Source organism: Caballeronia sp. BCC1704 (assembly GCF_902833455.1).
Taxonomy (GTDB): domain Bacteria; phylum Pseudomonadota; class Gammaproteobacteria; order Burkholderiales; family Burkholderiaceae; genus Caballeronia.
The window spans coordinates 235727-248164 of record NZ_CADFFT010000002.1 but is presented as its reverse complement, the minus strand read 5'-3'; the positions used below and the strand labels follow the sequence as shown (position 1 = coordinate 248164).

At 65.2% G+C, this 12438-nt stretch carries 12 protein-coding genes; 3 read left to right on the top strand and 9 right to left on the bottom strand.

All coding sequences use genetic code 11. The features are described from left to right. Nucleotides 1-128: 128 nt before the first annotated feature. Genes HWX53_RS10940 through HWX53_RS10915 form a run of 6 tightly spaced genes read right to left on the bottom strand, consistent with a single transcriptional unit; the run spans nucleotide 129 to nucleotide 6876 of the window. Nucleotides 129-1250 (bottom strand): Gfo/Idh/MocA family oxidoreductase, encoded by a 1122-nt coding sequence (locus HWX53_RS10940; protein ID WP_175940875.1) that lies wholly within the window; start codon nucleotides 1248-1250, stop codon nucleotides 129-131. After that, nucleotides 1247-2320: a sugar phosphate isomerase/epimerase gene (locus HWX53_RS10935; RefSeq protein ID WP_175940874.1), complete on the bottom strand. Its 1074-nt coding sequence runs from the start codon at nucleotides 2318-2320 to the stop codon at nucleotides 1247-1249. Before HWX53_RS10935 ends, HWX53_RS10940 begins: the two co-directional genes overlap by 4 nt. Nucleotides 2321-2375: 55 nt before the next feature. Beyond that, nucleotides 2376-3338 (bottom strand): substrate-binding domain-containing protein, encoded by a 963-nt coding sequence (locus HWX53_RS10930; protein WP_175940873.1) that lies wholly within the window; start codon nucleotides 3336-3338, stop codon nucleotides 2376-2378. Nucleotides 3339-3369: 31 nt separating this feature from the next. Next, nucleotides 3370-4386: an ABC transporter permease gene (locus HWX53_RS10925; protein WP_175940872.1), complete on the bottom strand. Its 1017-nt coding sequence runs from the start codon at nucleotides 4384-4386 to the stop codon at nucleotides 3370-3372. Continuing rightward, on the bottom strand, nucleotides 4367-5854 hold the full coding sequence (locus HWX53_RS10920; protein ID WP_175940871.1) for a sugar ABC transporter ATP-binding protein: 1488 nt from the start codon (nucleotides 5852-5854) through the stop codon (nucleotides 4367-4369). Before HWX53_RS10920 ends, HWX53_RS10925 begins: the two co-directional genes overlap by 20 nt. Nucleotides 5855-5856: 2 nt before the next feature. After that, complete coding sequence (locus tag HWX53_RS10915) at nucleotides 5857-6876, bottom strand: LacI family DNA-binding transcriptional regulator (protein WP_175940870.1); 1020 nt, start codon at nucleotides 6874-6876, stop codon at nucleotides 5857-5859. Nucleotides 6877-7073: 197 nt separating this feature from the next. On the opposite strand from HWX53_RS10915, the gene HWX53_RS10910 reads away from it, so the two are divergent. Continuing rightward, entirely contained in the window at nucleotides 7074-7493 is a 420-nt protein-coding gene (locus HWX53_RS10910; RefSeq protein ID WP_175940869.1) for a YciI family protein, read from the top strand. Here the strand turns inward: HWX53_RS10910 and HWX53_RS10905 are convergent. Beyond that, nucleotides 7490-8197: an SDR family oxidoreductase gene (locus HWX53_RS10905; protein WP_175940868.1), complete on the bottom strand. Its 708-nt coding sequence runs from the start codon at nucleotides 8195-8197 to the stop codon at nucleotides 7490-7492. The genes HWX53_RS10910 and HWX53_RS10905 overlap by 4 nt on opposite strands. 77 nt (nucleotides 8198-8274) lie before the next feature. Then, entirely contained in the window at nucleotides 8275-8703 is a 429-nt protein-coding gene (locus HWX53_RS10900; protein ID WP_175940867.1) for a MarR family winged helix-turn-helix transcriptional regulator, read from the bottom strand. Between the two features lie 361 nt (nucleotides 8704-9064). Between HWX53_RS10900 and HWX53_RS10895 the strand changes: the two genes are divergently transcribed. Then, complete coding sequence (locus HWX53_RS10895) at nucleotides 9065-10225, top strand: branched-chain amino acid ABC transporter substrate-binding protein (RefSeq protein WP_175940866.1); 1161 nt, start codon at nucleotides 9065-9067, stop codon at nucleotides 10223-10225. Between the two features lie 3 nt (nucleotides 10226-10228). Here HWX53_RS10895 and HWX53_RS10890 read toward each other — a convergent pair whose 3' ends face one another. Beyond that, nucleotides 10229-11167, bottom strand: a complete 939-nt coding sequence (locus HWX53_RS10890) for a LysR substrate-binding domain-containing protein (RefSeq protein ID WP_244140072.1) — start codon at nucleotides 11165-11167, stop codon at nucleotides 10229-10231. Nucleotides 11168-11260: 93 nt separating this feature from the next. Between HWX53_RS10890 and HWX53_RS10885 the strand changes: the two genes are divergently transcribed. Further along, entirely contained in the window at nucleotides 11261-12415 is a 1155-nt protein-coding gene (locus HWX53_RS10885) for a methionine aminotransferase (protein WP_175940865.1), read from the top strand. The last annotated feature ends 23 nt before the right edge of the window (nucleotides 12416-12438 follow it).

The window sequence follows — 12438 nt, the reverse complement described above, 5'->3', positions numbered from 1 at the left end:
CGGATGCAAGCCTGTCCGCCTCCTTGTGTCCGAGGCAGCTTTGAAACGTATGCAAGAGAAAAGGAAAACCCCGCTCACTTCGCTGCCGCGGGGGCCGCTTAAGGATGTCGATATCGGACACGCCCCCTCTACTCCACCCTCACCCACTCCCCCTCCCCCGCACTACTCCTCAACACCGCCTCCACAAACCTCAACCCCGCGACCCCATCCTCCACAGTGGTAAGCCACTCGTCGCCCTGCGTGGTCCCTCGCGCAATACACCCCGCGGCATCCGCATAAACCTGCGCGAACGCTTCGATATACCCCTCCGGATGCCCGGCGGGCACGCGCGTCGCATGCTGCGCTTCCGCGCTTTCCACACGCCCGCGCGTAATCCGCTGCGACACGCCCCCGACCGGCGTGAACCACAGTTCGTTAGGCGCTTGCTGATCGAACATCAAACCGGCCTTCGTGCCATACACGCGCAGCCGCAGCGCGTTCTCCTCGCCCGCCGCGACCTGACTCGCCCACAGCATGCCGCGCGCGCCGTTCGCATAACGCAGCATCGCCTGCACGTGATCGTCGACGCGTCGTCCCGGCACGAACGTCGTCACTTCCGCCGACAACGCCGAAGGCCGCATGCCCGTCACATACTCCGCCAACTGATACGCATGCGTGCCGATATCGCCGAGACAACCGGCCGGGCCCGCGAGCGCCGGATCGGTGCGCCACGCGGCCTGCCGGTTCGCCTGCGTCTCGACGGGCATCGACAGCCAGTCCTGCGCATACTCCACCTGCACGACGCGGATATCGCCGAGCGCGCCATCCCGCACCAGCGCGCGCGCATGGCGCACGAGCGGATAGCCGGTGTACGTGTACGTCACCGCGAACACGCGATTCTTCTCCTGCGCGAGCTTCGCCAACGCCTCGCCTTCAGCGAGCGATACCGCGAGCGGCTTGTCGCAGATCACGTGGATGCCGGCTTCCAGAAACGCCGTCGCAATCGGCGCATGCAAGTGATTCGGCGTGACGATCGCGACCGCTTCGATGCCATCGGCGCGGCTCGCTTCGACGCGCGCCATCTCACGATAATCGTCGTAGCTGCGCGGCAAGCCGATGGCCGCAGCGCTCGCCGCCGCGCGCTGCGGATCGGACGACAACGCGCCCGCCAGCAACTCATAGCGATCATCGAGCCGCGCCGCCATGCGATGCACCGCGCCGATAAACGCGCCCTCGCCGCCGCCGACCATGCCGAGCCGCACGCGCCTCATCGCTTTTCTCCTGCTTTGCTCCCAATGCCGAGCACATCGCGCATTTGCTCACGGCTCGCGCCGCTGCCCGCGAAGTCGTCGAACGCATGCTCGGCCACGCGGATAATGTGATCGCGAATGAACGTCGCGCCTTCCCGCGCGCCGTCTTCCGGATGCTTCAACGCGCATTCCCATTCCAGCACGGCCCAGCCGGGAAAGTCGTATTGGGCCATCTTCGAGAAGATCGCCTTGAAGTCGATCTGGCCGTCGCCGAGCGACCGGAAACGCCCCGCGCGCTCCACCCATCCCGAGTAGCCGCCGTACACGCCTTGCCGCCCATTCGGCCGGAACTCCGCGTCCTTCACATGAAACGCCTTGATGCGCGCGTGATAGATGTCGATGAACGCGAGATAGTCCAGTTGCTGCAGGACGAAGTGACTAGGATCGTAGAGGATGTTCGCGCGAGGATGATCGTTCACGGCCGCGAGAAAACGCTCGAACGTCACGCCGTCGTGCAGGTCTTCGCCGGGATGCAACTCGTAGCACACGTCGATGCCCGCGCGGTCGAACTCATCGAGAATCGGACGCCAGCGCGTGGCCAATTCATCGAACGCGGCTTCGACGAGACCCGCCGGGCGCTGCGGCCACGGATACACGTACGGCCATGCGAGCGCGCCGGAGAACGTCACGTGCGCACTCAAACCCAGCCGCTTCGATGCCGCCGCCGCGTGCTTCAACTGCGATATCGCCCATTCGGTGCGCGCCTGCGGATTGCCGCGCACATGCGGCGCGGCGAAGCCGTCGAAGAGCGTGTCGTAAGCGGGATGCACCGCGACCAACTGCCCCTGCAAATGCGTCGACAATTCGGTGATGACAACGCCCGCATCCTCGACCGTGCGGCGGATCTCGTCGCAATAGGCATCGGTCGATGCGGCTTTCTCCAGGTCGATCAGGCGCGGATCGGCGGGCACCTGAATGCCCTTGTAGCCGAGTCCCGCCGCCCACGACGCAAGACTGGCGAGCGTGTCGAACGGCGCTTCCCCGCCCATGAATTGCGCGAGAAAAATCGCCGGGCCTTTGATGGTCTTCATCTTTCGCCTCGTTAGAAACGCCGGTCAGCGCCGTTCAGCGTGACCGGCTGTGCACTCAGAACGGCGAGTTCGGGAAATAGAACTGCTTTGCGTTGTCCTTCGTGATGAGCACCGAAGGAATGATGGTCGTCGGCGGCAGCTTGTCGCCCTTCAGGCGCGCTTCGGCCGTGAGCTTGATCGCGTCATAGATGAACTTCGGCGAGTACGAGACGTCCGCCTTCACGCGCTGGTCGCCGTCCATGATGCGCTTGACCGCTTCCTTCGATCCCGCGCCGCCGAACACTTCCTTGATATCCGTGCGGTGCGCCTGATCGATCGCCTTCAGCACGCCGATCATCATGTCGTCGTCGGCGGCCCAGACGGCGTCGATATGCTTGAAGCGCGTCAGATAGTCCTGCATCACCTTGAACGCGTCGTCGCGGTTCCAGTTCGCGTACTTGGCATCCAGAATCTTGATGTCCGGATGCTGTTTCATCACGCCTTCGAAAGCGGTCCAGCGCTCGTTGTCGAGCGTCGTCGGAATGCCGCGCAGCGCGACGATATCGCCCTTGCCGTTCAGCGTCTTCGCCAGATATTCGGCGGGCAGCTTGCCGAACGCGGTGTTGTCGCCAGCAACATACGCGTCTTGCGCGCTGGTGTCGGTGAGGCCGCGATCGACCACGGTCACGTACACGCCCTTCTTCTTCACCTGCGCGACCGGTTGCGTGAGCGACGCGGATTCGAACGGGAAGATCACGAGCGCGTTGATCTTGTTGACCGTCACCAGATCCTGCAACTGATTGGCCTGCTCGGGCGCGCCGGACGCCGTCTTCACGATGATCTTGAGATCAGGATGCGCCTTCTCCAGTTCCTTCTTGGCCTCGTTCGCCCACCAGACGATGCCGCCCGTGAAGCCGTGCGTGGCGGTCGGGATGGCGACGCCGAGCACCACCTTGTCGGCGGCGAAGGCGGACGATGCGGCGGCGAACGCGCTCGCCGCCAGCGTCAGCGCGCCGAGCGCGCGAAGCAGTTTTTTCATGACGATGTCTCCTGTTATTCGAAGTAGAAAGTTACCGACGGCCACGCTGCAAGAAGGCTACGAAGATGATCACGGCGCCCTGCACCGCCGCGTTCAGATACACGCTGATGATGCTCGTGAGATTCAGGATGTTGTTGATGACCGAAAGCAGGATCGCGCCGATGACCGTGCCGATCACGCGCCCTTCGCCGCCCTTGAGCGCCGTGCCGCCGACCACCACGGCGGCGATCGCTTCGAGTTCCCACAAGAGGCCGGTCGTCGGCGTAGCTGACCCCAAGCGCGGCACGTAGAGCACGGTCGCCACGGCCACGCACAGTCCGAGCAGCACGTAGGTCGCGATCTTTACGTTATCGACGCGAATGGCCGCATAGCGCGCGACCTGTTCGTTCGAGCCGATGGCCTGCACGTGCCGCCCGAACACCGTGCGGTTCAACACGAGCGCGCCGCCCGCCGCGACGATCGCGAAGATCCAGATCGGCACCGGCACGCCGAAAAGGCTCGCGTAATACACGGGGCCGTAGAGATCGACGAGCGAATTGTCGAGCGTGAGCGCGCCGCCGTCCGCGAGCCACGTCAGCAGCGCGCGAAAGACGCCGAGCGTGCCGAGCGTCACGATGAACGGCTCGATGCGCCCTTTGGTCACGAGCAGTCCGTGCGCGAAGCCGAACAGCGCGCCTAGCACGAGCGCGAGCACGATGCCGAGCGCGACGATCAGAAGCGGCGGCAGCGCATGCCCGTGCACGCCCTGAAGCAGGCCGTTCATCATGAAGATCATGCTGCCCGCGATGAGCGCGGCCATCGATCCGACGGACAGGTCGATGCCGCCCGAAATGATGACGAAGGTCATGCCCACCGCGATGATGCCGATGAACGACGTGCGCGTGAGCACGTTCATCGCGTTGTCGAAGGTGGCGAAGTCGCCGTTCAGCAGCGTGCCGCCGATGCACAGCGCGATGAGCCCGATCAGCGGCCCGACGCCGAGCAGAAACCGCGCGACGGCGGTGAGGCGGCTTTCTTGCGCGGTGTCTTCAGTGTGTGCCGGTCGCATGCGCGATCAACCTCTCTTCGGTCAGAAGGTCCATGCCGAGCGTCGCGACGAGTTCGCCTGCGCGCATCACCGCGACGCGATGGCACAGCCCGATCAGTTCGATCAGCTCGGAAGAAATGACGATCACCGCGCGGCCTTCGGCGGCGAGGCGGTGGATCAGGAAATAGATGTCGCGTTTCGCGCCGACATCGACGCCGCGCGTGGGTTCGTCGAGCACGACCACGCGCGGATCGGGATGCAGGAACTTCGCGAGCGCCAGCTTCTGCTGATTGCCGCCCGAGAGCATGCGGGCGCGGCTGCGCGTGTTGCCGGTGCGAATGCCGAAGTCCTTGACCGCCAGCGTCAGCGCGTCGCGCTCGGCGCGCGAGTCGATGAGCGGGCGCGCGTAGCGTTCCAGCGTCATCATCGTGAGGTTGTCCTTGAGCGCCATGTCCACATGCAGGCCGCGTCCCTTGCGGTCTTCGCTCAAATAAGTGATGCCGTGGCGCATCGCGTCGCGCGGGTTCTTGAGCCTCACGGTCTCGCCTTCGATGGCGATGCGCCCCGCCGCGAGCGGCCGCAAGCCGACGAGCGCCTCGAACAGTTCCGTGCGTCCCGCGCCGACGAGCCCCGCGAAGCCGAACACTTCGCCCTGGCGCACGGAAAAGCTCACGCCTTCAGCCCATCCGGGCACGGACGCGCCTTCCACCTGAAACGCGAGCGGCGCGTTCGCGGCGAGCGCGGGCTTTTCAGGAAACATGTCGGAGACTTCGCGGCCTACCATCAGGTTCGCCATTTCGCGGCGCGTGAGGTCGGCGGTCGGCGCACGCGCGACGAAGCGGCCGTCGCGCATCACGATCACTTCGTCGGTCACGCGTTCCACTTCGTCGAGCTTGTGCGAGATATAGACGATCGTCGTGCCCGCCTCCTTCAGGCGCGCCATCAGCGCGAAGAGGCGCTGCGTTTCCGACGGCGTCAGCGTGGCGGTCGGCTCGTCCATGATGAGCAGGCGCGTGTCGCGCAGCATGGCCTTCGCGATCTCGACAAGCTGCTTCTCCGCGACGATCAGCTCGCGCACTTTCGTGTCCGGGTTCTTGTGCAGGCCGACTTCGCCTAGCGCGGCGCGGGCGTCCTCGCGCATCGCGGGTTCGTCGAGGAAGAAGCCTTTGCGCAGCTCGTGGCCGAGAAACATGTTCTGCGTGATGCTCAGATGATCCGCGAGATTCAGTTCCTGGTGGATTAGCACGATGCCCGCGCGCTCGGCGTCGCGCGAACTCGCGAAGGCAGCGGGCGTGCCGTCGATCAGCACGTCGCCGGCGCTCGCGCGCTCGTAGCCCGCGAGGATTTTCATCAGCGTGGACTTGCCCGCGCCGTTTTCGCCGAGCAAGCCGTAGATGCGCCCCGGCGCGAGATCGAAGCTCACGCCGTGGAGCACGCGCACCGGGCCGAAGTTCTTCTCGACTGCGTCGAAGCGCACGGCAAGGGTCATCGTCAGGCGCTCCTTCGTTGTATCAGGCGATGCGGCAGCAGCACGCCCGGCACCTCCGCGCGCGGATCGCGCAGGCGCTTGAGCAAGAGTTCCGCCGCCGTCTCGCCGAGCGCGCGCATCGGCTGCGCGACGGTCGTAAGCGGCGGCACGGCGTGGGCGGCCACCGCGATGTCATCGAATCCGACGACCGCGACATCTTCCGGCACGCGCAGCCCCGCGCTGCGCAGGCCGTTCAGCACGCCGATGGCAAGCGTGTCCGACACCGCGAAAATCGCGGTCGGCCGGTCGCGCCCGAGCGACGCGAGCTGCCGGGCGGCGCGCTCGCCGGCGTCGTAATCGAGGCTGTCCAGTTCGACTTGCCACGCCGGATTCGCGACGATGCCCGCGGCCTGCAGCGCATCGCGATACCCCGCGAGGCGCTGTCGGCCATACAGATAGCCTTCGCCCGAGTTGATCAGCGCGATGCGCTCGTGGCCCTTGTCCAACAGATAACGCACGACATCGCCTGCGGCAAGATGGTTGTCGATGCCCACGTAAGGCACGCGCGCGGCCGGATCGAATTCGCAACACGCGACCCACGGCAGCGTCGACGCCTGCTCGACGAGCGCCTTCTGCACGGCGGCAGGGTCGAGACAGATGGCGCCGTCCGCGCGACGCCCGCGCAGCAGGTCGAAGTAGCTGCGCTCGCGCAATGGATCGGCGCCCGTGTCGCAGAGAAGCATGAAGTAGCCGTTCTGGCGCGCGACCGTGTCGATGCCGCGCACGATGGCCGCATAGAACGGGTTGCCGAAGTCGGGGACCATCGTGAGAAGCAGGCGGCTTTCGGCCGTGCGCAGATTGCGCGCAAGCTCGTTCACGCGATAGCCGCTCGCCGCGACCGCCTCGCGTACCTTCTCGCGCGTGGCCTCGCGCACGTTGCTGTGGCTATTGAGCACGCGCGACACCGTGGCGACGGACACGCCGGCACGCCGGGCAACGTCGGCAATCGATACTTCCTCGGGAGGACGCACGGGATCGGACATGCTGCGTGCCGGGCGGCGAACGAAATGTAATGGATTACATTATTCGACGGTGTTTGTCCGGAAGGCAACCCGAATCGGATAGGGATAAACGCCTAAGCGAAAGTTCGACGGCTCGTGTCGATCGCGTGGCGGCGTGCGCGTCGTAAGGTGTGAACGCGCGGAACCGCGCGTTTGTCGACCTCGAACAGGAGCACTCCATGCGATTCATGATGCTGATGATCCCGCGCGGCTACGAAAGCGCGGAGCCCGGCGCGATGCCGAGCGCTGAAGCCGTCGCCGCGATGATGAAGTATAACGAAGAGTTGCAGAAGGCCGGCGTGCTGCTGGCGCTCGACGGACTTCATCCGCCGTCGATGGGCGCGCGCGTCACGTTCGAAGGCGGCAAGCCGCGCGTGACCGACGGGCCGTTCGCGGAAGCCAAGGAAGTGCTCGGCGGCTACTGGATGATTCAGGTGAAGTCGCGCGAAGAGGCGATCGAATGGGCGAAGCGGTGTCCCGCTTCGGCGAACGAGATCATCGAAGTGCGCCAAGTGCAGGAGTTCGGCGACTTCCCGTCCGACGTGCAGGAAGCCGCCGCCGGCTTCGAAGAAATGCAGAAGGCGCAGAGGCCGGCTTAACCGGGAATGCCGGTGATGTAAATCGGCTTCGCGGTCGACAGCGACTGCTTGACGCCGCGGCCGGTGTCATCGACGAGCACTTCTTCTTCGTCTCGCTCGACAGCCGCGAGCACTTGCTCGACCACGCTCGCGGGCGATGTTTTCGGCGCGTCGACTTCGGCGACCATGTCGGTGTCGATGTAGCCCGGATGCACGCCGACCACGAGCGTACCCTGTCCGCGCAGCTCGCCGCGCAGCGCGTTGGTCACGGCCCACGCCGCCGACTTCGACGCGCTGTACGCGCCCGCATCCGGCAGCGCGACCCAGCTCAGCACGGACAGTACGTTGATGACCGCGCCGCCGCCGTTCTTCTTGAGCGTGGGCGCGAACGCCTGCGTCACGGCGAGCGGACCGATCACATTGACTTCGAAAAGATCGCGCATGTCTTGCGTCGATGCCGGATCGACCAGCGCGCCGCGCGCCAACGCCCCCGCGTTGTTGATGACGATCTGCACGTCTGTGTACTTGGCTGCGGCTTCGGCGATGTCGGCAGGCTTCGTGACGTCGAGGCGGATGGCTTCGACGCCTTCGATATCCACGCTGCCCGGATCGCGCGCCGCCGCATAAACCTTGGCGGCGCCCGCCTGCAACAGCGACTTCGCGAACTGCTTGCCGAGACCGCGGTTCGCGCCGGTGACGAGTACGACCTTTCCCTTGATCTGCATGACTGCTCCTGTTAGTGAATATGCACTTTAGCCGACATAAAAAAGGCACGCGGCCCTGCGTGCCCGGTTTGCTGGACTCAATCCATTGCGGTGATCTCAAACAGCATCTGACGCAACGACTTCGCGCGCTTCTCGCCGTATTTCTGCTCGAATTCGGCCTGCGCCGTCCGCCACTTCTCGACGCCCTGCGCGAGCAGCGCCTTACCTGCGGCCGTCAACGTGAGACCGACCGCGCGCGAATTCGGCGACTGCTGATCCGCCTGCACCATGCCGTCGCGCTGAAGCGGCTTGAGCGCGCGCACGAGCGTCGTGCGGTCCATGACCATGGCGTCCGCGAGCTCGACCATCTGCACGCCGGGCTTGCGCGCAATCGACGCGAGCAGCGTGAATTGCGCCGAAGTCAGGCCGACTTCGCCCATGTGCCGCTCGTAGAGTTGCGATACATATCGCGCGGCCTGCCGGATGGCGAAGCAGTTGCAGTCGAGAGGAGATGAGTGCGTTGACATGACTCGTAGCTTATATGTGTATATGCACTCGTGTCAAATGGCGCGTTTTCATCGGCGCGATAGGCCAAGCGCATGACGCGGCACGAATCGTCGCGCGCCCGGGCTCGGCGAAACGCGTGACGCCGCGCCGCGTCTGGAAAAGCGCCCTGCCGCGCCTGTGCCGAAATCCGCAGTTGCCGCGCGACGAATCGACAAGACGCCGCCAATTTGGCTTCCTACATTGCGCTTGTCCGCCGCCATGCGGGTCCGGATGCGACTTTCGCCGCGCCGAGGGCAACTCCGTCTTGCGGGCGGGTAATTGGTCATGTTCCATGCAGTAGCCGCGTTCCTGGATTGCCAAACCACAAAAGGAGAGGAAACCATGCGTATCCGTACGAGCGTCAAACCCTTGGCATGGCTGGTGGCGTGCGCGAGCGCCGCATTCGCCGCCGCGCCCATGACCGCCGCCGCCGAAGACGTCACGGTTAAGATCGGCTTCGCCGCGCCGCTCACGGGCGCGAACGCGGGCTACGGGAAGGATCTCCAGAACGGCGTGCAGCTCGCGCTCGACGAGGCGAACGCCAAGAAGATCAGCATCGGCGGCAAGACGGCGAAGTTCGAGATTCAGGCGGAAGACGATCAGGCGGACCCGCGCGTCGGCGTGCAGGCGGCGCAGAAGCTCGTCGATGACGGCGTGGCGGTCGTCGTCGGTCATTTCAATTCCGGCACGACGCTGCCCGCTTCGCCCATCTACAACAACGCCGGCATTCCGATGATCGATCCGGCCGCGACGAATCCGACGATCACCACGCGCGGCCTCGAGAACGTGTTCACGGTGATTTCCAGCGACGCCCAGAACGCGGGCAATGCCGGCGCCTATGCGGTGACGACGACGAAAGCGAAGCGCATCGCGATCATCGACGACCGCACGGCCTTCGGTCAGGGCGAAGCCGACGAGTTCGAGAAAGCGGTGAAGGCGAAAGGCGGCAATATCGTCGGCCGCGAATTCAGCGACAACCAGACCGTCGATTTCAGCGCGCAACTCACGCGCATCAAGGCCCTGAACGCGGACCTGATTTTCTTCGGCGGACTGGACCGGCAAGCGGCGGCGGTCGTCAAGCGCATGAAGCAGCTCGGCGTCAACGCACAGTTCGTAGGCGGCGGCGGCGTGATGGACGCCGATTTCCTGAAGCTCGCGGGCGACGCCGCCGAAGGCGCGCAGGCGTGGGAATACGGCAGCCCGCTCGACAAGCTGCCGCAAGGCAAGGCGTTCAGCGACAAGTTCCAGAAGCGCTTCGGCGTCGCGATTCTGTCGTACGCGCCGTTCGGCTACGACGCGGCGTGGGCGGCGATGCACGCGATGGAGAAAGCGAATTCCGCCGATCCGAAGGTGTATCGCCCGGTGCTGAAGAAGATTTCGTTCGAGGGCATCACAGGTCCCATTGCGTTCGACGACAACGGCGCGCTGAAAAACGCGTCGTCGACGCTGTATCAGGTGAAGAACGGGCAGTGGGAAACCGTCGTCACCAAGCACGGCATGTAGGCGCTATTGAGAACGCAGGTTGTCGCGCGTGGCCGCGGCTTCGCCGTTCAGCCACTGCGCGAACTGCTGCAACGCGGGCGACGGCGCCGGCCGCTCCGGATAGACGAGGTAGTAGGCCGCGCCGCTCGGCACGCGCAACGCGAATGGCGCGATCACGCGTTTCGCGCGCAGGTCTTCTTCGATCAGCGAGACATCGCCGATCGTGACGCCCAGGCCCTGCATCGCCGACGAGATCGCGAGGTCGAGCGTGTCGAAATGCTGCGCCTTCGCGGACGGCAAGCCGTCGTAGCCGTAAGCGCCGAGCCACAAGAGCCAGTCGCGGCGATCGCGCGTCGGGTGCAGCAGCGTCTGGCCCGCGAGGTCGTCGGGCGTCGGCTCCGCGTTGCCGCGCGGTTTCCAGAGTTCGGGCGCGCAGACCGGCGTGAGCACTTCATCGAACAGATGATGCACCGTCAGGCCCTTGCCCGACGGCTTGGCGGACGTCGGGCTGAAGACGATGGCGGCGTCGAACTGTTCCGCATTGAACTCGACGCCGTGCGACACCGACGCCGTCACTTCCACGACCTGTTCGGGCCGCTCGTTCTGCAGCCGGATCACGCGCGGAAGCACCCAGCGCATCGCGCACGTCGGACACTTGACGCGCAAGGTGCCGGATGCGCTGCCGCCCTTGGCGAGCGCGTCGCCGATCTGCGCGAACGCCTGCTGCAACGGCGCGATCAGCAGCGCGCCGTGATGCGTGAGCGCAAGCCCGCGCGCCTGCCGCACGAACAGCGCGTAGCCCAGCTGCGCCTCCAGTCCCGCGATCTGCCGGCTGACCGCGCCCTGCGTCACGTTGAGCGCATCGGCGGCGCGCGTGAAGTTCAGCTTCTGGGCGACCACGAGAAAAGTCTTGAGAACGTCGAGCGAGGGCAGCGGTTTCATCGGGTTAACGAAAGGAGCCATGAGCGGCGCACATGGCTAGTATGACAAAGTTTCGATTGTCGGCCGTTTATTGCCGCGGTTGAATCGTCGCACTGTCTATTGGAGCGAGCCGTCGTGCACAGCGCCTGCATTCCCGAATCGAAGCTGCCGAAAGTCGGCACCACCATTTTCACGGTCATCGGCCAGCTTGCCGAAGAGCATCACGCGCTGAACCTGTCGCAGGGCGCGCCGAATTTCGCGTGCGATCCGAGGCTCGTCGAAGGCGTCACGCGAGCCATGCAGGCAGGACATAACCAGTATTCGCCGATGTCCGGCGTGCTGGCACTGCGCGAGGCCATCGCCGTCAAGACGCAGAAGGTCTACGGCGCGCAGTACGATCCGGGCACGGAAGTGACCGTGGTCGCGAGCGCGAGCGAAGGGCTGTATGCGAGCATCAGCGCGCTCGTGCATCCCGGCGACGAGGTGATCTACTTCGAGCCGTCGTTCGACAGCTACGCGCCGATCGTGCAGCTTCAGGGCGCGACGCCGATCGCGATCAAGCTGTCGCCGGAAAATTTTCGCATCGACTGGGACGAAGTCGCCGCCGCCATCACGCCGAAGACGCGCATGATTCTCGTCAACACGCCGCACAATCCGACAGGCAGCGCGTTCACGCCCGCCGACATCAAGCGGCTCACGGCGCTCACGCGCGATACGAAAATCGTCGTGCTGTCAGACGAAGTGTACGAGCACGTCGTGTTCGACGGCGCGCCGCATCACGGCATGGCGCGTTATCCGGCGCTCGCCGAACGCAGCGTGATCGTGTCGTCGTTCGGCAAGTCGTATCACGTGACGGGCTGGCGCGTCGGCTATTGCCTCGCGCCGGCCGCGCTGACCGCCGAGATCCGCAAGATTCACCAGTTCATGACCTTCTCCGCCGACACGCCGATGCAAATGGCGTTCGCCGAGGCGCTCGCCGACGAATCGAGCTATCTGAACCTCGGGCCGTTCTATCAGCACAAGCGCGACGTGCTCGCCCGCGCGCTCGCCGGCTCGCGTTTCGAACTGTTGCCGAGCGCAGGCAGTTTCTTCATGCTCGCGCGCTACAGCGCCATCTCGGACGCGCCCGACAGCGATTTCGTGCTGCGGCTGATCCGCGAGGCGCGCGTCGCGACCATTCCGCTGTCCGCGTTCTACACGGACGGCACCGACAATCGCCTGATTCGCCTGTCGTTCGCGAAGGACGACGATACGCTCGTCGAAGGCGCGCGCCGCCTTTGCCAGATCTAGCCCTTTGATTTCCCGGAGACCAC

Excerpts from the sequence above, each read along its gene's own strand:
- HWX53_RS10940 (WP_175940875.1), bottom strand. The coding sequence starts at position 1,250 with ATGAGGCGCGTGCGGCTCGGCATGGTCGGCGGCGGCGAGGGCGCGTTT.
- HWX53_RS10935 (WP_175940874.1), bottom strand. The coding sequence starts at position 2,320 with ATGAAGACCATCAAAGGCCCGGCGATTTTTCTCGCGCAATTCATGGGC.
- HWX53_RS10930 (WP_175940873.1), bottom strand. The coding sequence starts at position 3,338 with ATGAAAAAACTGCTTCGCGCGCTCGGCGCGCTGACGCTGGCGGCGAGC.
- HWX53_RS10925 (WP_175940872.1), bottom strand. The coding sequence starts at position 4,386 with ATGCGACCGGCACACACTGAAGACACCGCGCAAGAAAGCCGCCTCACC.
- HWX53_RS10920 (WP_175940871.1), bottom strand. The coding sequence starts at position 5,854 with ATGACCCTTGCCGTGCGCTTCGACGCAGTCGAGAAGAACTTCGGCCCG.
- HWX53_RS10915 (WP_175940870.1), bottom strand. The coding sequence starts at position 6,876 with ATGTCCGATCCCGTGCGTCCTCCCGAGGAAGTATCGATTGCCGACGTT.
- HWX53_RS10910 (WP_175940869.1), top strand. The coding sequence starts at position 7,074 with ATGCGATTCATGATGCTGATGATCCCGCGCGGCTACGAAAGCGCGGAG.
- HWX53_RS10905 (WP_175940868.1), bottom strand. The coding sequence starts at position 8,197 with ATGCAGATCAAGGGAAAGGTCGTACTCGTCACCGGCGCGAACCGCGGT.
- HWX53_RS10900 (WP_175940867.1), bottom strand. The coding sequence starts at position 8,703 with ATGTCAACGCACTCATCTCCTCTCGACTGCAACTGCTTCGCCATCCGG.
- HWX53_RS10895 (WP_175940866.1), top strand. The coding sequence starts at position 9,065 with ATGCGTATCCGTACGAGCGTCAAACCCTTGGCATGGCTGGTGGCGTGC.
- HWX53_RS10890 (WP_244140072.1), bottom strand. The coding sequence starts at position 11,167 with ATGGCTCCTTTCGTTAACCCGATGAAACCGCTGCCCTCGCTCGACGTT.